This window comes from Bradyrhizobium sp. RDM12 (assembly GCF_051917485.1).
Lineage (GTDB): Bacteria > Pseudomonadota > Alphaproteobacteria > Rhizobiales > Xanthobacteraceae > Bradyrhizobium.
Window position 1 is genome coordinate 4,081,977 of record NZ_CM133064.1, and the last position, 19,257, is coordinate 4,101,233.

The 19,257-nt window shown below is 63.9% G+C and carries 14 protein-coding genes, 4 pseudogenes and 1 riboswitch; of the genes and pseudogenes, 9 read left to right on the forward strand and 9 right to left on the reverse strand.

The window, feature by feature from the left end; all coding sequences use genetic code 11:
* Positions 1 to 104: 104 nt before the first annotated feature.
* On the reverse strand, positions 105 to 509 hold the full coding sequence (locus ACTGJ9_RS19660) for a hypothetical protein (protein ID WP_456678402.1): 405 nt from the start codon (positions 507 to 509) through the stop codon (positions 105 to 107).
* Between the two features lie 151 nt (positions 510 to 660).
* Between ACTGJ9_RS19660 and ACTGJ9_RS19665 the strand changes: the two genes are divergently transcribed.
* From ACTGJ9_RS19665 to ACTGJ9_RS19675, 3 genes and pseudogenes are all read left to right on the forward strand, one after another.
* Positions 661 to 891, forward strand: a complete 231-nt coding sequence (locus ACTGJ9_RS19665) for a hypothetical protein (RefSeq protein WP_456678403.1) — start codon at positions 661 to 663, stop codon at positions 889 to 891.
* 14 nt (positions 892 to 905) lie between these two features.
* A pseudogene (locus ACTGJ9_RS19670) lies at positions 906 to 2,388 on the forward strand (outer membrane protein assembly factor BamB family protein).
* On the forward strand, positions 2,370 to 2,936 hold the full coding sequence (locus tag ACTGJ9_RS19675; protein ID WP_456678404.1) for an outer membrane protein assembly factor BamB family protein: 567 nt from the start codon (positions 2,370 to 2,372) through the stop codon (positions 2,934 to 2,936). Before ACTGJ9_RS19670 ends, ACTGJ9_RS19675 begins: the two are co-directional and overlap by 19 nt.
* Positions 2,937 to 2,980: 44 nt before the next feature.
* On the opposite strand, the gene ACTGJ9_RS19680 is transcribed toward ACTGJ9_RS19675, so the two are convergent.
* Positions 2,981 to 3,223: a PilZ domain-containing protein gene (locus ACTGJ9_RS19680; RefSeq protein ID WP_456672478.1), complete on the reverse strand. Its 243-nt coding sequence runs from the start codon at positions 3,221 to 3,223 to the stop codon at positions 2,981 to 2,983.
* 185 nt (positions 3,224 to 3,408) lie between these two features.
* Here ACTGJ9_RS19680 and ACTGJ9_RS19685 point away from each other — a divergent pair, with 185 nt between their 5' ends.
* Positions 3,409 to 3,702, forward strand: a complete 294-nt coding sequence (locus ACTGJ9_RS19685; protein WP_456672479.1) for an HdeA/HdeB family chaperone — start codon at positions 3,409 to 3,411, stop codon at positions 3,700 to 3,702.
* Positions 3,703 to 3,825: 123 nt separating this feature from the next.
* Here the strand turns inward: ACTGJ9_RS19685 and ACTGJ9_RS19690 are convergent, their stop codons facing one another.
* Entirely contained in the window at positions 3,826 to 4,290 is a 465-nt protein-coding gene (locus tag ACTGJ9_RS19690) for a PaaI family thioesterase (protein ID WP_456672480.1), read from the reverse strand.
* Between the two features lie 348 nt (positions 4,291 to 4,638).
* On the opposite strand from ACTGJ9_RS19690, the gene ACTGJ9_RS19695 reads away from it, so the two are divergent.
* Together ACTGJ9_RS19695 and ACTGJ9_RS19700 are read left to right on the forward strand one after the other, a co-directional pair.
* Positions 4,639 to 4,935 carry a hypothetical protein gene (locus tag ACTGJ9_RS19695; RefSeq protein ID WP_456672481.1) on the forward strand — a complete coding sequence of 99 codons (297 nt, stop codon included), beginning with the start codon at positions 4,639 to 4,641 and terminating at the stop codon, positions 4,933 to 4,935.
* A 99-nt stretch (positions 4,936 to 5,034) separates the two neighbouring features.
* Complete coding sequence (locus tag ACTGJ9_RS19700) at positions 5,035 to 5,289, forward strand: hypothetical protein (protein ID WP_456672482.1); 255 nt, start codon at positions 5,035 to 5,037, stop codon at positions 5,287 to 5,289.
* 32 nt (positions 5,290 to 5,321) lie between these two features.
* On the opposite strand, the gene ACTGJ9_RS19705 is transcribed toward ACTGJ9_RS19700, so the two are convergent.
* Complete coding sequence (locus ACTGJ9_RS19705; RefSeq protein ID WP_456672483.1) at positions 5,322 to 5,510, reverse strand: hypothetical protein; 189 nt, start codon at positions 5,508 to 5,510, stop codon at positions 5,322 to 5,324.
* Between the two features lie 1,093 nt (positions 5,511 to 6,603).
* On the opposite strand from ACTGJ9_RS19705, the gene recA reads away from it, so the two are divergent.
* Together recA and ACTGJ9_RS19715 are read left to right on the forward strand one after the other, a co-directional pair.
* Positions 6,604 to 7,692, forward strand: coding sequence for a recombinase RecA (gene recA, locus ACTGJ9_RS19710; protein ID WP_456672484.1), 1,089 nt, complete (start codon positions 6,604 to 6,606; stop codon positions 7,690 to 7,692).
* Positions 7,693 to 8,535: 843 nt separating this feature from the next.
* The gene (locus ACTGJ9_RS19715; protein WP_456672485.1) at positions 8,536 to 9,273 is read left to right on the forward strand and encodes a hypothetical protein; all 738 of its coding nucleotides are present in this window, start codon (positions 8,536 to 8,538) and stop codon (positions 9,271 to 9,273) included.
* A gap of 170 nt (positions 9,274 to 9,443) precedes the next feature.
* Here the strand turns inward: ACTGJ9_RS19715 and gcvP are convergent.
* The 3 genes and pseudogenes from gcvP to gcvT all read right to left on the reverse strand — a co-directional run bounded on the left by gcvP (position 9,444) and on the right by gcvT (position 13,997).
* A pseudogene (gcvP, locus tag ACTGJ9_RS19720) lies at positions 9,444 to 12,306 on the reverse strand (aminomethyl-transferring glycine dehydrogenase).
* A gap of 160 nt (positions 12,307 to 12,466) precedes the next feature.
* A complete protein-coding gene (gene gcvH / locus ACTGJ9_RS19725; RefSeq protein WP_456672486.1) occupies positions 12,467 to 12,835 on the reverse strand; it encodes a glycine cleavage system protein GcvH in 369 nt (122 codons plus the stop codon).
* Between the two features lie 12 nt (positions 12,836 to 12,847).
* A pseudogene (gene gcvT, locus ACTGJ9_RS19730) lies at positions 12,848 to 13,997 on the reverse strand (glycine cleavage system aminomethyltransferase GcvT).
* Between the two features lie 146 nt (positions 13,998 to 14,143).
* A riboswitch (glycine riboswitch) is annotated at positions 14,144 to 14,232 on the reverse strand.
* Between the two features lie 234 nt (positions 14,233 to 14,466).
* On the opposite strand from gcvT, the gene alaS reads away from it, so the two are divergent.
* A complete protein-coding gene (gene alaS, locus ACTGJ9_RS19735; RefSeq protein ID WP_456672487.1) occupies positions 14,467 to 17,148 on the forward strand; it encodes an alanine--tRNA ligase in 2,682 nt (893 codons plus the stop codon).
* Positions 17,149 to 17,166: 18 nt separating this feature from the next.
* Here alaS and ACTGJ9_RS19740 read toward each other — a convergent pair whose 3' ends face one another.
* Both ACTGJ9_RS19740 and ACTGJ9_RS19745 read right to left on the reverse strand, forming a co-directional pair.
* On the reverse strand, positions 17,167 to 17,667 hold the full coding sequence (locus ACTGJ9_RS19740) for a DUF3455 domain-containing protein (protein ID WP_456672488.1): 501 nt from the start codon (positions 17,665 to 17,667) through the stop codon (positions 17,167 to 17,169).
* A 156-nt stretch (positions 17,668 to 17,823) separates the two neighbouring features.
* Positions 17,824 to 19,093 (reverse strand): annotated as a pseudogene (locus ACTGJ9_RS19745) (IS110 family RNA-guided transposase).
* Between the last annotated feature and the right edge of the window lie 164 nt (positions 19,094 to 19,257).

The following is a 19,257-nucleotide window of genomic DNA, read 5'->3' on the forward strand; positions in this document are numbered from 1 at the left end:
CCTCCTCCGAAACTGCCCTTGGCGGTAACAAGAATGGGAGGGGACGATCGTTCCGGGCGAATTACAGGTTTTTCCCGGAACCGGAGGCGTGGTGAGATCGATTGCTAGATCGGCTCGTAGGCTTCCGACCCGCAGATGTCGTCGGCTTCCGCGCGCCGCCTGTCGACGACGTTTCCGCCGTTGATCGTCACGATGTAGGTCTGGGTGCCCAACGCCGAGCCGGTGGCCGAGGTGAGTTGCGCCCGGACACAGGCCGTCCAGCCCGGTCCGCGGACCTCGTGATGGGGCAGGGCGACTTGTACTTCGCGGGGATTGGAGGTGTTGAGGAAGACCACTTCGATCTGCTCGCGGACCACGCGCTTGATGTCAGGCGGCGGTTCGGGCGGCGGCTGGTCGGCTTCCTTGAGACGCATGAATTCGGGTACGGGCGCGCGGCTGTCGGCAAAGCCGCATGCGCCGAGCGCGAGCGCGCTGGCGAGCAGCGCCACATGAGCAACAATCCGCAACATTCGTGAAGGTCCCCTGCGGGCCAACAGATAGGTGCGAATTCGACGGGACGAAGTCCCGGCCGATCAAAATTTGCTGAAGGGCTGAACCCAGCGCATTTGCTATTAGAGGATTGCAGGCTAGTTTGTACCCCGGATAAGGCGGATCGCACCAATGAGAATCTTGGTCATAGCGGCTGCGGTGGCGGCGCTGATGGTTGCTTCCGCGCAGGCGCAGATGGGCGGCGGCCGGCGCCAGCACGATGGCGGCCAGAAGGCGGACAACAAGCCCAAGGTCGACGAGAAGGCCTATAAGGCCGCGCTCGATCGCATTCCGGAGTCCAAGGAAAAGTATGATCCGTGGGGCGGGGCGCGTCCGAGCGAGCCCGCCAAGAAGCCGAAATAGAGCGAGGGCGCGGGGTGGCGGGCCAGCTGCGACATCTGATTGGCCTCGTCATTCTGCTTGCTGCGCGGCCGTGCCTCGCCTGGGAGAGCTGGGGTGGCGATCCCGGCGGTTCGCGCTTCTCGCCATTGCGCGAGATCACGTCCGACAATGTCGGCCAGCTCGTCCGCGCTTTCGAATTTCACACCGGCGATATTACGGCGCGTCCGCCTGAGGTGATGCGGCGAACCAAGTTCGAGGCGACACCGCTGTTCGTCGAGGACAGCCTGATCTTCTGCTCGCCTTTCAACGAGGTGATCGCACTCGATCCCGGCACGGGCACGCAAAAGTGGCGCTACGATCCGAAGATCGCCATCAACCAGCGTCCGGCCAATCGCTATGTCTGCCGTGGCGTCACCCACTGGGTTGACGACACCGCGCCTCGAGGCGCCGCCTGCCGATCGCGCATCTTCATGGGAACGAACGATGTTCGCCTGATCGCACTCGATGCCAAGACGGGTCTTCCCTGCGCGGATTTCGGCAAGGGTGGCGAGATCAAGCTCGATACCGGCATGCCGCTGGAGTGGCCCGGCGAATTCCAGATCACGTCGCCGCCGGCGGTCGGCCGCGGTGTTGTCGTGGTCGGCTCCTCGATCGGCGACAACCGCCGCGTCGATGCGCCGAGCGGCGTGGTGCGCGCGTTCGACGCGCGCAGTGGCGAGCCGCGCTGGACCTTCGAGCCGCTCAAGCGCGACGGCATCGAGGCCGGCCACGCCAACGTCTGGGCCGCAATGTCGGTCGATGCGGCGCGTGGGCTCGTCTTCCTGCCGACGTCTTCGCCCTCGCCGGATTTTTGGGGCGGCAAACGGCCGGGCAATAACGAGCACGCCGATTCGGTTGTCGCGCTGCGCATCGAGACCGGCGAACTGGTATGGGCATTTCAGACCGTTCATCACGATGTCTGGGATTACGATCTGGCGGCGCAGCCGACGCTGGTGCGCATCGACACGGGTGAGGGCTCGCGCGATGTCGTCATCCAGCCGACCAAGCAAGGTTTTGTGTTCGTGCTCGACCGCGACACCGGCAGGCCGGTGTGGCCGGTCGAGGAACGAGCGGTGCCGCAAGGCGGCGCCGAGGGTGAACGACTCGCCGACGCAGCCGTTCCCGACACATGTCCCGGCGCTGACGTCGCAGACGATCTCGACCAGCGATGCACTCTCGCTGTTGCCTGGCCTGCGCCGCTCGTCTTGTGAACGTCAGTTCGCAGAAGCGCGCAACGAAGGTCTCTTCACGCCGCCTTCGACGCAAGGCACACTGGTGTTTCCCTTCACCGGCGGAGGGGTGAACTGGGGCAGTGCGGCGTTCGATCCCGTCAATCAGATCCTCTATGCCAACACCAGCCGTGCCGTCCATCTCGTCAAGTTGATCCCGCGCGCGGACGCGGCGGATTCAATCCGCCACCGGGTCATGATTTCGGCCAGCAAAAAGGCGCGCCCTATGCGATGTCGCGTGCCGTGGTGACGTCGCCGCTCGGGTTGCTCTGCAACAAGCCGCCCTGGGGCGAAATGGTCGCGGTTGATCTCAAGGCCGGCAAGATCCTCTGGCGTTCGACCGTCGGCACCACCGAGGATCTGGCGCCGCTCGGGGTGCCGCTGCCCTTCGGCGCGCCGCTGGTGAACGGGCTCGCGGTGACTGCAGGCGGTGTCGTCTTCACCGGCGCGATGGATGCTTACTTGCGTGCCTTCGATGCGCGAAGCGGACGAGAGCTGTGGCAGGGGCGGCTGCCGGTGCCCGGCGTCGCCAATCCCATGACTTATCTCTGGAAGGGCGAGCAATATGTCGCGATCGGCGCCGGCGGTCATTCCGAAGCCGGCACCTCGATTGGCGACAGCCTCGTCGCGTTTCGTCTCGCGCGCCCGGGCGAAGCGCCGTCATTGTGGTCGCGCACGATCGATCGCCCCGGCGGACGATTCTTTGCGGCATCGTCGGCCATCGCGCTCACGATTGTCGCGCTGATCATCGCGGGGCTGCGCTGGCGTCGCCGACGTCGTCGTATCAGGTCGACATGATGTTTGCGTGCGTGCGATGCGAACAGGCATTCACATTGTACGCGCTATCGCACGAAGGCGAGGCCGATGCGCTTGTCATTGCGCCACACCGTGCGGCAATTCCGCACGAAATTGTCGCGTGAAATCGACAACGTGAACGATTGTGGCAACATGACAGGGTTTTCGAGATCGATCGCGGCGCCGCTGTCGGACATATTGCGTACGGTGCACGCGATACCGCTATTTTCAAAGGTAACCGTGCCACCCTTGAAAACCCGGTAACGTTGCGCTGCACGCTTCTCGATCATCGGCGTCAATCCAGAATGATGATTGTGAAACAGTGCATAGAAATTACGTTGAACTAAACTCAATACTGGCGCTACTTGCACAGCGCTTCAGACTTCGTTTACGACGTTGAAGCGGCGAGTCACTTCCCGCCGAGTTTACCCCGCAAGCCTTTCCTTTATGGCGTTACGCGCCGATGGAGATTTCGATGAAGACCACGCTTTCGCTTCTGTTCGCCGCAGCGCTCTCGCTGTCATCCATGCCCGCCCATGCCGCCAAGCTTGATCTCGCGACCATGAGCTGCAAGCAGTTCCTCGAGAGCGGCGACGACACCATCAAGATGGTGCTGACCTGGATGGACGGCTGGTACAAGGGTGACGAGGACAACGCGATCATCGACACCAACGTGTTCGTCGAGAACGCCAAGAAGTTCGGCACCTATTGCGGCACCAATCCGAACGTCAGCATCGTCACCGCCGCCGACGAAGTGCTCGGCAAGTAATTTTGGCAGCGTCGCCACGGACGCGTGATTGCATCGTGCTTGCGTCTCTTGCGTCGTTATGATCGTCATCGAGAGCCGCGGAACGCGTTTGCGCTCACGCGGCTCTCTTCGTTCGGATGAGGCTCAGCCCGGCAGCATCGCGAACGCGCTCGACACCATCGCGACCTGCTTGTTGTCGGTGGCGGAGAGCAGGGTGACACGGCCAAAGCTCATGGTGCGCCCGAGCCGCACCACGCGCGCATCCGCCAGCACGTCGGACGAGGAGACCGCGCGCATGAAATGCGTGGTCTGGTCCACCGTCGTCATCGGACGATAGCCGCGATTGGCGGCGAGATTCGCGATCACCATCGCGGTGTCCGCAAGCGCCATCAGCGCCTGGCCGCAGACCACGCCGCCGTTGCGGCACAGCCGCTCCGAGAACGGCATGCGGAGCAGCGCGCCCGGCTGCCAGTCCGGCTCGTCAGCGGGTGGGGTGTGCTCGATGCGCTCGACGGAGAGGTTGAGATCCTGTACCCAGGGCGCAAAGACCTCGCCGAGGATGCGTCTGGCCTCAATGATGCCGAACTCGGCGTCTGGCTGCGGTGGCATGACTGTCGTCCCCTCCTGTGTTGCCGGATATTTCGCTCATTCTGCCCGGTCGGGCGCGGCAAAGTCACCGGGTCGCTCGGCTTGAAAATGCCCGACTTCGCCCGATATGATGCCACGCTTGGGAGCGTGGTGGACGATGTTGCGTCGATGTGTCCTTGTCATTTGCCTGGCCGTGCTTGGTTTGGCGCTGAATGGTTGCACCAGGTGCGGCCCGATCTGGGACGACTGGCTCCACGGGCCGAAATCGTGCAAATCGGATCGGCTCTAGTGAATTGAAGCGGCGCTCGGAGCCGTGAAGAAGGTCAGGGTGCGGCATCCGCCCCTGTAGCGATGATCAAGGAGTGAGTGATGAAGCTTTTCCGTATGGCGGCGGTGCTGGCGCTGGTGGCTGGACCGGCCTTGGCGCAGGAGGCGCCCCACATCAATCTGATGGCGGACGGCCCCTCCAAGACCGACGACGAGAAGGCCGCGGATGTCGCGCGCGACAAGGCCTACAAGGAGACGTTGAAGAAGATTCCGGATGCCAAGACGTCCAACGATCCCTGGGGCGGAATGCGTGCCGACCCGCCGAAGCAGCCTGCGCCGAAGGCCGCAGCGGCCACCAGCGCGCCCAAGAAGACCAAGGCCGGCACGGCCGCCAATTGACTGTAGGGGCCTCGGGGGCTGGCGACGCCTCTTTCCGGGACTCCCTTGGCTCGGCCCTGATCCTACATTCTCTCGTAGTGTTGCGTTGAGGAGGAGGATATGGCGGATCGCCCGCGGGACCTCGCCGAGCGGATGGCGCGTCGGCGCAAGCCGGCCGCTGGATCGGGCGACAAGGCCGGTGACGGCTATCTGCGCGAGAGCTTTACTCTGCCGCGCGCGGCCGCACGGGCGAGGGCGCAGGCGTTCTTCGCGCGCTATCCGAAGGCTGGCTACATGAGCGAAGTCGAGACCTGGCGCGAATTGCCCGGCGGCGACATCGAATTCACCATGCGGCGGCTGCCCAGCGCCGACTAGCCCTCTCAACCTGCCGGTTCAGGCGGTCTTGTTCAGGCCGTCTTGCCGCCGATCGCCTTCAGCTCCCGGTCGATGCGCAGCTGCACGCGACGGATCGCCAGCAGATCGATCTTGGTCTCGGTCTTGCCGGTCTTGGTCTCGTCGCCGATCCGGAACTGCCACTGCCAGACACCGGGGATCGCCGTCTTTGCAACCGTGAACTCAACGCCCCTGTGATTCATGGTCAGCTCCACGATTCACCTCGCCATGTCAGGTAACATGTTGGCCGTCGCAATATTCCAGCGACAAGCAAAGTTTGCCGTCAAGTGGCGGACAGCTCATCGGATTTCAGCAAGCGCGCGCAGCTCCCCAGCCCACCCGGCCAGGAACTCTGTTCATGGTCGGAGAACCACGGAGGCATACGCGGAGCACGCACGACGGGTCCGTACTCGCGCAAGAAAAACCCCGCCAGGGGAGAGCCGGGCGGGGTAGAAGGTTGTTGGAGGCTGAGGTGCTGGGCTGCAACACCATAGCCGGACGACCGTAGCCCGTTCAGCTTACGACAGCCTGACAGACCGGGGCGCTTGCGGCCAGGTTGAGAGCCGCTCTCACGTCCCAATTCAGACATCCCCCCGCACAACTTCAGACACATCCGTTGGCGACACTTTGCGGGCACGGCGAAGCCATGGGGAAACGTGGCGCGCCGCTAGCGGGGTGGCATCATGGACAAGGTAGAGCGGTCATTCGCCGCCGCGACGGCGGCTGGCTTCGTGGTGTTGGTCATCGGCATCGTGCTGCTGGCGCTGATGTGAGAGGCGGCTTTGGCGGCACACGCCAAGCAAAGCGCGAAAACAACCCCATGCACAGTAGGCTACAGCCGGTTTCGCCTGGCGTTTGCCGGATCGCCGCCGCGGTCGGCCCCCTCGCGCCTCTGGCGCTGCTGATTCTTGGGGACGCGAAGCGGCCGGCCTCTGCCAATTGAGGAGGCTTTCAGGGCGCTGCGAAATGAAGGGCAACGGCGGCCCCGACGCACAGGCCAATGGAAATGGCGGCTCCATAGCGAGGATCTGGCCAAACCCCGCCTGTGACGAGCACAAGCCCCGCCGAGGCGACCAGCTTGAGGACATTGATGACCATGCATCGAGCATGGGCCTTCCGGCGCTCTGGGCACACTCACAAATTCGAAATGGGAGACCTCCGGGGACAAAATCGGCCCACTCTCCAAAAGAACATATTGCGAACCGAGAACAAATAGAGTACATTGTTTTTATCGACGACCCGCTGCGCCAATCATTTGTCCCGCACCCGAATCCTCGCCATAAGGAGCACGACCCGATGTCCACCACTGCCCTGCGTATCGTCGAAGGATCTTCCATGGACAAGAGTAAAGCTCTCGCCGCCGCGCTCTCGCAGATCGAGCGCCAGTTCGGCAAGGGCTCGGTGATGAAGCTCGGCAAGAACGATCGCTCGATGGATGTCGAGGCAGTGTCGTCCGGCTCCCTCGGGCTCGACATTGCGCTCGGGATCGGCGGCCTGCCCAAGGGGCGCGTCGTCGAGATCTACGGGCCGGAATCCTCGGGCAAGACGACGCTGGCGCTGCACACGGTGGCGGAAGCCCAGAAGAAGGGTGGTATCTGCGCCTTCATCGACGCCGAGCACGCGCTCGACCCGGTCTATGCGCGCAAGCTGGGCGTCAATATCGACGAGCTTCTGATCTCGCAGCCGGACACCGGCGAGCAGGCGCTGGAAATCTGCGACACGCTGGTGCGCTCGGGTGCGGTGGACGTGCTGGTGGTCGATTCGGTCGCAGCGCTGGTGCCGAAGGCCGAGCTCGAGGGCGAAATGGGCGATGCGCTGCCGGGACTTCAGGCGCGGTTGATGAGCCAGGCGCTGCGCAAGCTCACGGCCTCGATCAACAAGTCCAACACCATGGTGATCTTCATCAACCAGATCCGCATGAAGATCGGTGTGATGTATGGCTCGCCGGAAACCACGACCGGCGGCAATGCGCTGAAATTCTATGCCTCCGTCCGCCTCGACATCCGCCGCATCGGCGCGATCAAGGAGCGCGACGAAGTGGTCGGCAACACCACCCGCGTCAAGGTGGTGAAGAACAAGCTGGCACCGCCCTTCAAGCAGGTCGAATTCGACATCATGTACGGCGAGGGCGTCTCCAAGATGGGCGAGATCCTCGATCTCGGCGTCAAGGCCGGCATCGTGGAAAAGTCCGGCGCATGGTTCTCCTATGACAGCCAGCGCCTCGGCCAGGGCCGCGAGAACTCGAAAGCGTTCCTGAAGGCCAATCCCGATATCACCAGCAAGATCGAGACCTCGATCCGCCAGAACTCCGGCCTGATCGCCGAGCAGATTCTCGCCGGCGCCCCCGAGCGCGATGCCGACGGCGAGGAGCCGGCGGACGAGTAAACCTTAGCTTGTTGTTGAGCGTGATCTTTTCGGAAAACCGCTGCACACTTTTCCGGATCATGCTCTAGAGTTTTTCGCGAGGAGCGGGCGCTGAGGACGTTGAGTTGCCGACGTCGTCAGCGCCCGTTTCATTTTTACGCGTGGGGGACGAACGTTGAGTATGGGACCACCGGCCGCCCACCAAATCTTCTTGATATATTCCGAACACGGACACTCCGCTGTTCCTCACGGCGATGGCCGAGCTACGGCTTGTTTGCTCCGCGCACGATGGACATGATGGAGTAGCAGCGAATGGACGTTTTGGAATATTGGCATCCGACAATTGATTGGACGCGCTTTGATCAAGCCGGCGTCTCGGATCAGATGTGGACAGCCTTTAGGCAACTTGTCCAACTTTGCCATCGCGTCGAACATTGGCGCGAGAGCCATCGTGCGCTAAGCCTGACTAGGCCGCCTGCGCCGTTATACACGCCAGAGAAAGTCGTCACTATCGAAAAAAGCGACTGGATGAATGGAAGCGGCCTAGCCAAGCGGCTGAGAATCACATGCATCGCGCAGCGCACCTTGCAGACGACAAAGTGGCGGAAATGTCATGGCTTATCGGCCCAAATGATCAGGGCAAGCCAGATTGGAAGCTGTATTTTGCTTCCGCCCAATCAATAGGTAGATCACTCGGGCATCTGCGAGCACGTTACAAGTCCGGTGCATTCGACCAATTCGCCTCGGATGCACTTTCTGATTCCGATCCATGTCGGACTGCAAGTGAATGGCTAGAGCGAGCAGGCGTCGCCGAGCAACGACCAATGCTGTAGCGACTGAGCGGGACTAGGGACGATTAAAAAGATGCGGCGCGTCATCGATCAGGATACCGGCAGGCCTTACTATCTCGATTACACGGACGAACTGCTCACCGAGATCGAGGTGCACGGTCGAGCAAATTGCAATCATGCGCAAACAGAGATTCGACGGCGCAAGAACCGAGGCGGCGCGTTTCTCCTCCAACGACAATGTAGTGCGTGCGGAACGTCAGTCGGTTCGGCGATAAAGCAAACGCCTGATCTAAAAGATTGCCCGGCTTGGACGGAAGGGCAAGAAGATCGTTACGTCGCAAGCCGGAGTGCGGCGCTTGAAGCGATCTATCAAAAACATGTTCGCAAACAGAAAGAGCACGAAGGGATATTCGGGCGAAAGTACGACGCCTATTTAAATTCGCCGGAATGGCAAGCCAAGCGTGCGAAGGTGATGAGGCGAGCTAATGGCTTCTGTGAAGGGTGCTTAGAGCGCAAGGCAACACAGGTCCACCATCAGACCTACGAGCACATTTTCGAAGAGTTTATGTTTGAGCTTGTCGCCGTTTGCGACGAATGCCACGTGCGCTTACATCCTGAAAGGGAAGGCAACGGGGCAACCTTCGATTTCGAAGCAGAGTGGCACGACGGTCATCCCTGTGACGGCTGCCGGCACGGCGGCGAAGAAAAAAATAGGCGATGGTGTTTCATCTTGGATAAGTTTGCCGCCGACGCCCTGGTCGAGGGCGGCGGTTGCGGGTCAAACCACGATAACTTCGAAGAGTTGCGCTAGCTGCTCTGGAACAAGCCGCGAGCCAATTCCGGGACTTTCGGTTCCCTACCTTCATCTAGGAGCGTAGGGTGGGCAAAGGCGCGGAAGCGCCGTGCCCACCATATCTCAACGTGCACGGAGGTGGTGGGCACGCTTTCGCTTTGCCCACCCTACGACACCTCCGTCGCGTCTTACTCCGCGGCTTCCGCGTAATCGCTCACCGGCGGGCACGAGCACATCAGATTGCGGTCGCCGTAGACGTTGTCGACGCGTCCGACCGGGCACCAGTATTTGTCGGTGCGCGAGGAGCCCGCGGGGAAGCAGCCCTCGGAGCGGGTGTAGGCGCGCTTCCAATCGTCGTCGGCGATGTCGTGCACGGTGTGCGGAGCGTGACGCAAGGGCGACGCTTCGATCTTGAAACGGCCGGCTTCGACCTCGGCGATCTCCTTTCGGATCGCGATCATGGCATCGCAGAAGCGATCCAGCTCGGCCCTGGATTCCGACTCGGTCGGCTCGATCATCAGCGTACCCGGCACCGGAAAGCTCATGGTGGGCGCATGGAAGCCGTGGTCGATCAGGCGCTTTGCGATGTCATCGACGGTGACGCCGGACGTCGTCTTCAACGGCCGGGGATCGACGATGCACTCATGGGCGACGCGGCCCTTCTCGTTCTTGTAGAGCACCGGGAAGTGCGCATCGAGGCACGCTGCGATGTAGTTGGCGTTGAGGATCGCGATCTCGGTGGCGCGCTTCAGGCCTTCGCCGCCCATCATCAAAATGTAGACGTAGGAGATGGTGAGGATCGAGGCCGAGCCGAACGGTGCGGCCGACACTGGACCAACCGGTGCATCGGCGCTTGTCGCGGGATGACCAGGCAGGAACGGCTTGAGATGTGCCTTGACGCCGATCGGGCCCATGCCGGGGCCGCCGCCGCCATGCGGGATGCAGAAGGTCTTGTGCAGATTGAGATGGCTGACATCGGCGCCGTAGTCGCCGGGCCTGGACAGGCCGACCTGCGCGTTGAGATTGGCGCCGTCGAGATACACCTGGCCGCCATGGCCATGCACGATGTCGCAGATCTCGCGAATGTGCTCCTCGAACACGCCATGGGTCGAGGGATAGGTGATCATGACCGCGGCAAGCTCGTTCGCATGCTTCTCCGCCTTGGCGCGGAGATCATTCACGTCGACGTCGCCGTTGGCCTCACAGGCGACCACCACCACGTCCATGCCGACCATCGCGGCGGAGGCCGGATTGGTGCCGTGGGCGGAGGAGGGGATCAGGCAGATCTTGCGATGCGTCTCGCCGCGCGCGGCGTGATAGCCACGGATCGCGAGCAGGCCGGCATATTCGCCCTGCGCGCCCGAGTTCGGCTGCAGCGAGATCGCGTCATAGCCGGTGATGTCGCACAGCCACCTCTCCAGCCGCGCGAACAGGGCGTGATAGCCGGCGGCCTGCTCGCGCGGGGCGAACGGGTGCAAGGAAGCGAATTCCGGCCAGGTCAGCGGCATCATCTCGGTGGTCGCGTTCAGCTTCATGGTGCAGGATCCGAGCGGGATCATCGCGCGGTCGAGCGCGAGGTCGCGATCGCTGAGCTTGCGCATGTAGCGCAGCATCTCGGTTTCCGAGCGATGGGCGTGGAACACCGGGTGGGTGAGGAACGCAGTGGTGCGCTTCAGCGCCTCCGGCAGCGCTTCGCGCGTGGCGGCGTCGATCTCGGCGTAGGAAAGCTGACCGCCGAAGGCGCGCCAGACCGCTTCGACGGTGGCGGGCGTGGTGGTCTCGTCGAGCGCAATGCGCAACGCGCTCTCGCCGACGCCGAAATTGATCTTCTCTGCGGCCGCGCGTGCGATGATCTCGGCGCGCCTAGCGCCGGCTTCGACGCTGAGCGTGTCAAAGAAGGCGTCGCTGGTCGGAGCAAAGCCGAGCTTGCGCAGGCCGCTCGCGAGCACGGCGGCACGGCGATGCAGATTGCGCGCGATCTGGATCAGCCCTTCGGGGCCGTGATAGACCGCATACATCGCGGCGATCACGGCGAGCAGCACCTGCGCGGTGCAGATGTTGGAGGTCGCCTTCTCGCGGCGAATGTGCTGCTCGCGGGTCTGCAGCGCGAGCCGATAGGCGGGCGCGCCGCGCGAGTCCACGGAGAGGCCGACGATGCGGCCGGGCAGCGAGCGCTTCAGCGCATCGCGCACCGCCATGTAGGCGGCGTGCGGGCCGCCATAGCCCATCGGCACGCCAAAGCGTTGTGCCGAGCCGATCGCGATGTCGGCGCCGAGTTCGCCGGGCGAGGCCAGCAGCGTCAGCGCCAGCAGATCGGCGGCAACGATTGCAAGCGCGCCCCTGGCCTTCAGCGCGGCGATCGCGGGCCTGAGGTCGCGCACCGCGCCCGATGTTCCCGGATATTGCAGCAGTGCACCGAGCACGTCGGCCTCGTCCAGATCGGTGAGGGTCGCCGACCACCAGCGACCAGCCGAGCGGCTCGGCACGGGTGCGCATCACCGCCAAGGTCTGCGGGTGGACGTCCTTGTCAACGAAGAAGGCTTTCGCCTCGACCCGCGAGTGCCGCTCCGCGAGCGCCATGGCTTCGGCCGCGGCAGTGGCCTCGTCGAGCAGCGAGGCGTTGGCGACGTCGAGCCCGGTAAGGTCGCAGATCATGGTCTGGAAGTTGAACAGCGCTTCCAGCCGGCCCTGGCTGATTTCGGGCTGATAAGGCGTGTACGCGGTGTACCAGGCCGGATTCTCCAGGATGTTGCGCTGGATCACCGCGGGCAGGATCGTGCCGGAATAGCCCTGGCCGATCAGCGAGGTGAAGACCTGGTTCTGACGCGCGAGCTCGGCCATATGCGCGATGGCCTCGGTCTCGCTCAACGGCTTGCCGAGATCGAGCGGGGCGGCCTGCCGGATCGAGGCGGGCAGCGTCTCCGCGATCAGCGCGTCGATGCTTTTTGCGCCGACCGTTTCGAGCATTGCGCTGACATCGCGCGCCGACGGGCCGATGTGGCGGCGTACGAAAGTGGCGGTGTCGCCATTGGATTTGCGGTGCGCGGTCATCATGGGTCCTCGCTAGATTTCGCTGTCGCCGTCATGCCCCGCGAAGGCGGGGCATCCAGTAAACGCAGCCAGTAGTGCTTGAACCGAGAAGCCGCGGCGTACTGGATCACCCGCCTTCGCGGGTGATGACACTGTGTATGGAGCGGCTGTCCTCATCATCTCACGCCGTATGTGCCTTGTAGGCGGCTTCATCCATCAGGCCGCCGAGCTCGCTCTTGTCGGCAATCTTGATCTTGAAGAACCAGGCTTTGCCTTGCGCATCCGAGTTGACCAGCGCCGGCTCGCTCGCGAGATCCGGGTTGGTCTCCAGCACCTCACCGGTCACGGGCGCGTAGACGTCGGAGGCGGCCTTCACCGATTCCACGACGGCGGCGGCTTCCGCCTTCTTGAGGACGCGGCCGAGCTTGGGCAGTTCGACGAACACGACGTCGCCGAGCTGCGACTGCGCGTAATCGGTGATGCCGACGGTCGCGACATCGCCGTCGATCGCGAGCCATTCGTGGTCGGTGGTGTACAGCGTCGTGGTCATTTTCTGAAGTCCTCAGCGTTTGTAGGTGTTTTTCACGAAGGGCATCGCGGCAACGGTGAGGGGCAGAAATTGCCCGCGCACCTCGGCAAAGAGTCTTGTGTCGAGCGCGCTCAGGCCTGTGGGCACATAGCCCATCGCGACCGGCGCATTCAGGCTCGGGCCGAAACCGCCCGAGGTGACCTTTCCGATCGGCTCGCCGCCTGCGCTATCGGTAAATAGCAGCGCGCCTTCGCGCACCGGCGCGCGACCCTCAGTGCGCAAGCCGACGCGGCGGCGGCTCGCGCCATGATCGAAATGAGCGAGGATCTTTTCGGCGCCGGGAAAGCCGCCGGCGCGGGCGCCACCGCTGCGGCGGCTTTTTCTGCACCGACCATTCCAGCGCAGCCTCGACCGGCGTGGTCGCGGTGTCGATGTCGTGGCCATAGAGGCAGAGCCCGGCTTCCAGCCGCAGGCTGTCGCGGGCGCCGAGGCCGATCGGCATCACATCGGGATTTTCCAGCAGCGTCTTGGCGAGCCGTTCGGCATCTGCAGCGGGCACCGAAATCTCAAAACCGTCCTCGCCGGTGTAGCCCGAGCGCGAGACGAAACAGGCAAGCCCGGCGACTTCATGCGGACCGGCATCCATGAACTTAATAGCGGGGGCCTCTGCACACAATTTCGCCAGTGCGGCTTCGGCCTTCGGGCCCTGCAATGCGATCAGCGCGCGATCGGCGAGCGCATCGATGATGCAGGCGTCCGAAAGATTGGCGCGCAGATGCGCCTCGTCCTCGGCCTTGCAGGCGGCGTTGACGACCAGGAACAGGTGGTCGCCGAAATTGGCGACCATCAGATCGTCGAGAAGGCCGCCATCCGTATTGGTGAACTGGGCGTAGCGCTGCCGGCCCGGTGCAATCGCCAAAATATCCTGCGGCACCAGCCGCTCCAGCGCGCGGGCGGCGTCCTCGATCCTGCCGGATTTCGGCCGAAGCGCGATCTGGCCCATGTGGGAGACGTCGAACAGGCCAGCGGAATTGCGGGTATGGAGGTGCTCTTTGAGGACGCCCGCGGGGTACTGCACGGGCATGTCATAACCCGCGAACGGCACCATCTTGCCGCCAAGCGACACATGCAGGTCGTAAAGAGGGGTACGTCTAAGGGACTCTCGGTCGTCGCGCACTGGCATCACAGGGGCCCTCGGCGGTTCCCCGGAGATGATTCCCCGGCGGACACCAGTCGAAGCCCCATCTGTCGCTGTGCCTGAGAGTATTATCCCGTCGGCGGACGCAGTCCGGGCCTTAAGCCCGCCGGCGCCTCTTTCCAGATGTCGTCAAAGCCACGCGGTCCTTTTGCCTGAGAGTTTCCGGGGCGGTTGCTCCTTCGGCGCCGGCAGTGAAGCCGGTCTCTCCCGACGTGGCCGTACGATACAGATGGGTAGAGACCACAGCCCGGCCAAGCCTGTCAACGCGCCCTTTGCGGCTTTCAACGGGATTGCAACGGGGATTGCGCGGCTGCGGCAAGCCTCTGATCTGTCTGCACAGTTTCTGGACAGCGAAGCTGGCCTTGTCTAAAAGCGCTTTGGCCCGCAGATATCAGCCCAAATCACCGGTTTGGATGGCAAGTCAGCGGGTCCAAGCACACCCGATTGGATGAACATGAGCGGCGTCAACGAGATCAGGTCGACCTTTCTGAACTTCTTTGCCGAGAACGGCCACGAGATCGTGTCGTCCTCGCCATTGGTGCCGCGCAACGATCCGACGTTGATGTTCACCAATGCCGGCATGGTGCAGTTCAAGAACGTCTTCACCGGCGTCGAGAAGCGGCCCTATCAGCGCGCCACCACGTCGCAGAAATGCGTGCGCGCCGGCGGCAAGCACAACGACCTCGACAATGTCGGCTACACCGCGCGCCATCTCACCTTCTTCGAGATGCTCGGCAATTTCTCGTTCGGCGACTATTTCAAGGAGCGCGCGATCGAGCTGGCCTGGAAGCTCATCACGACCGAGTTTGGGCTGAAGAAGGACAAGCTGCTCGTCACCGTCTACCACACCGACGACGAGGCGCACGGGCTCTGGAAGAAGATCGCCGGGTTCAGCGACGACCGCATCATCCGCATTCCGACCTCGGACAATTTCTGGGCGATGGGCGACACCGGTCCGTGCGGCCCGTGCTCGGAGATATTCATCGACCGCGGCGACCACATCTGGGGCGGCCCTCCGGGCTCTCCCGAGGAGGACGGCGATCGCTTCCTCGAATTCTGGAACCTCGTCTTCATGCAATACGAGCAAGTGACGAAAGAGGAGCGCGTGGATCTGCCGCGGCCCTCGATCGACACCGGCATGGGCCTGGAGCGCATGGCCTGCATCATGCAGGGCGTCGACAGCGTGTTCGAGACCGATTTGTTCCGTCACCTGATCGATGCGACGTCGTCCGCGCTCGGCAGCGGACCGAACGAGCAGACGGTCGCCTCGTTCCGCGTCATCGCCGACCATTTGCGTTCCTCGGCCTTCCTCGTTGCGGATGGCGTGCTGCCCTCGAACGAGGGCCGCGGCTATGTGCTGCGCCGGATCATGCGCCGCGCGATGCGCCATGCGCAGCTGCTCGGTGCGCAAGAGCCGCTGATGCACCGCCTGGTCTGGGCGCTGGTCCGCGAGATGGGCCAGGCCTATCCCGACCTGATGCGCGCGGAAAATCTGATCGAGGAAACGCTGCGGCTGGAAGAGACCCGCTTCCGCAAGACGCTGGTGCGTGGCCTCGCCATCCTCGACGAGAAGAGCGCGTCCCTGAAGAAGGGCGACATGTTCGACGGCGACGTCGCCTTCACGCTGTACGATACCTACGGCTTCCCGCTGGACCTGACGCAGGACGCGCTGAAGTCGCGCGGCATCGGCGTCGACCAGTCCGCCTTCACCGACGCGATGGAGCGCCAGAAGGCCAAAGCGCGCGAGTCCTGGAAGGGGTCCGGTGAAGCGGCCTCCGAGGCGATCTGGTTCCCGCTGCGCGAAAAACTCGGGGCCACCGAATTTCTGGGTTACGAGACCGAGAGCGCCGAAGGCGTGGTGTCGGCGCTGGTCAAGGACGGCCGGGAAGTCGCGAGCCTCAAGGCCGGCGACACCGGCGCGCTGCTGCTCAACCAGACGCCGTTCTATGCGGAGTCGGGCGGCCAGGTTGGCGACACCGGCGTGCTGACAGGTGAGGGCGGCATCAAGTTCCGCGTCACCGATACGCAGAAGAAGCTCGGCGATTTCTTCGTTCACGTCGGCACATTGGAAAGTGGCGAGCTGAAGGTCGGCACCGCGCTGCAGCTCGAGGTCGATCACGGCCGACGCTCCTCGATCCGCGCGCATCACTCGGCGACGCATCTCATTCACGAGGCGCTGCGCCAGGTGCTCGGCGATCACATCGCCCAGCGCGGCTCGATGGTCGCGCCGGATCGTCTGCGCTTCGACTTCGTGCATCCGAAGCCGATCACGGCGGAGGAGCTCGCCCGCGTCGAGGACATCGCCAACGACGTGGTGCTGGAGAACGACGAGGTCACCACCCGCGTCATGGGCGTCGACGAAGCGCGCGAGGCCGGCGCGCGCGCCCTGTTCGGCGAGAAATATGGCGACGAGGTTCGCGTCGTCTCGATGGGCAAGACCGCGCGCGAGCGCGGCGCCAACGCGCTCGGCTGGTCGGTCGAGCTCTGCGGCGGCACGCATGTGCGGCGCACCGGCGATATCGGCTTGATCACGCTGACGGGCGAGAGCGCGGTGGCCTCGGGCGTGCGCCGCATCGAGGCGCTGACCGGCAATTACGCGCGAAAACATGCGAACGAGAGCATGGCGCTGGCGAAGACTGCGGCCAACGAGCTGCGCACCTCCATTGACGACGTCCCGGCGCGCATCGCCGCGCTGATGGAGGAGCGCAAGAAGCTCGAGCGCGAGCTCTCCGACGCCCGCAAGAAGCTCGCGATGGGCGGCGGCGCGGCCGCCGGCAGCAATGGCGCAGCCAGCGGCGTGCGCGAGGTCGGCAACGTCAAGCTGATGGCGCGTGCGGTCGAGGGCATCGAGATGAAGGATCTCAAGAGCCTGGCGGACGACGGCAAGAAGCAGATCGGCTCCGGCGTGGTCGCTATCGTCGGTGTCACCGAGGACGGCAAGGCCGGCATCGTGGTCGGCGTCACCGCCGACCTGACCGCGCGCTTCAACGCCGTGAACCTGGTGCGCGTCGCCTCCGAGGCGCTGGGCGGCAAGGGCGGCGGCGGCCGGCCCGACATGGCGCAGGCCGGCGGTCCAGACGGTGCCAAGGCGACCGAGGCGCTCGCCGCGATCGAAAAAGCGATGGCGGGCGCTTAAAGCCCCGCGCCTCGTTCCTCAGCGCTTCTTCAGGAAGACGTACTCGGCCGAATAGGGCGCGCTCTTGAACTCGCCCGCCTTGTCGCAAGCGCCATCGAGCTTGCCGCCGTGGGTGTTGATGCGCTGGACCGTGGTGACCGGCGTCAGCACGCCGCTGCCGCGGCGGGCGGTGACCTCCAGCTTCAGCCAGGGGATATCGGCAGTGGTGGCGCCCGGCGCGTTGCCGATCGCCTTGCCGGCGACGGCGCTACCGTCGGCATGCTCCCAGTTCGGCCCGGCATAGTGGCGGCCGACGGTCTTGCCATCGGCAAGCAGCGTCGCGATCGGCTCGCGAAACGCCCAGGCGAGCTTGCCGTCGGCGCCGGCCTTGCACTCATACACCTGCGCGCCCTCGGCGTGGACGCTGAGCACGACGCTCTCGCCGGCTGCGGCGATGGCCTCGGGGAGGGCGTCGGCGGCGAACGCGGAAGTGCTTGTCAGCGCGAAGATCGCAAGCGCTAGGCTCTTGAGTGCCGGCATGATGTGTTCCCGAGCATAGGTCTCGTCATTGCGAGGAGCCCGCGACAAAATTGCGAAGCAATTTTGCGCTGGTGCGACGGAGCAATCCAGACTGTGCCCGCGGCGGGATTCTGGATTGCTTCGCTGCGCTAGGAAGAAACGGTTGGTCGTTTGGCGTCAGGCGGCCTCCGCTATGGGCTGGAGTTGAACGGCGAAGCCGAGCTTTTGAGACGTGCGACCAGTCGGCTTGCTTTGACCTCGGTGGGCCGGCGGTCGAAGTAGTCGGCGCCGAGGTCATGGTGCTCCGTGCCGTTCTTGAGGATGTGATAGATGGCGGTGAGGATCGAGGCGGCGACGGCACAGATGGCTTTTTGCGGCCCGCGTTTGGCCTGCAAGCGGAAGAATTGGGCTCGGTAGTAGCTGTTCTTTGCGCGCTTGGCGGCCCAGGCACATTGAACGAGCATGGTCTTGAGCCACGGTGCCCCTTGCGCAGGCGCGAGGACTTGCGCTTGCCGGCGCTCTCGTTCTGCCCGGGACACAGTCCGGCCCAGGCGACGAGATGGCCGGCGGTCTGGAAACGGCTCATGTCGGCGCCGATCTCGGACAGAATGGCTGGCGCCGCCACTGCGCTGACCCCGGGAATCGTGGTCAGCAATTCGATCAGGTGGCGAAAGGGGGTTTTGCCGCCATCGATTTCCGCTTCCATGCCCTCGATCCGCTGAGCGATTTCGGCATCGAGCTTGCGAATCGTTTCATCCAGACCATCCCATTGGCGCAGATGAAGCGCGAGCAGGAAGCGGTGGTGATCCGTCAGGCGCCCGTGCAACGCATCGTAAAGCTCCTTTGGCGACGCCTTGATCTGCTTGCCGGCAAGCTCGGCCAGCTTGTTCGGCTGCCGCACGCCCTCGATCATCGCCTGGATGATCCGCCGCCCGCTCGCGCCCATGATGTCGGAGATTACCGAGCCGAGCTTGATGTTGGCTTCCGCCAGCGTCTTGTCGATCCGCTGCACGTGCCGCGTCTGCTCGCGCACCAGTTGCTTGCGCGTCCGCGTCAGCGCGCGCAGCTCCTGCACCTCCTCCTCCGGAATGAAGCTGCCCTTGATCAGCCCGCAGGCCAACAGATCGGCAATCCACATCGCATCGTTCATGTCGGTCTTGCGTCCCGGCACGTTCTTGATGTGCGCTGCATTGGCGATGATCAGGTCAAAGGCGCCTTCGCCCAGGATCCGGAACACCGGCATCCAGTAGACTCCCGTCGCCTCCATCGCCACATGCGTGCACCGGCATTCTTCCAGCCACCTTCGCAGTTCCACAAGCTGCTCCGTCGTGGCCAAAAAGGTCCGGCACTCCCGCTGCGCCTTGCCATCGACCATGATCCGCACACAGGCCACGACCGTGTCCCTGTGCACGTCCAGGCCTGCCACCCGCTCGTACAAAATATCCATGCTTCTCTCCTCAACATTTGGCGCCGGCGGCACAGGCGCCTGTCAGAAAAGAATGCTAGGAAGCGTGCTCCAGAGCCTTGCGGCTCCTCCGCGCCAGTGTGGGTCATCCAGGCAACCCGGGTCCAACTCGCAACCGGGCTCTCACGCACCAGAGAGTAATCGAC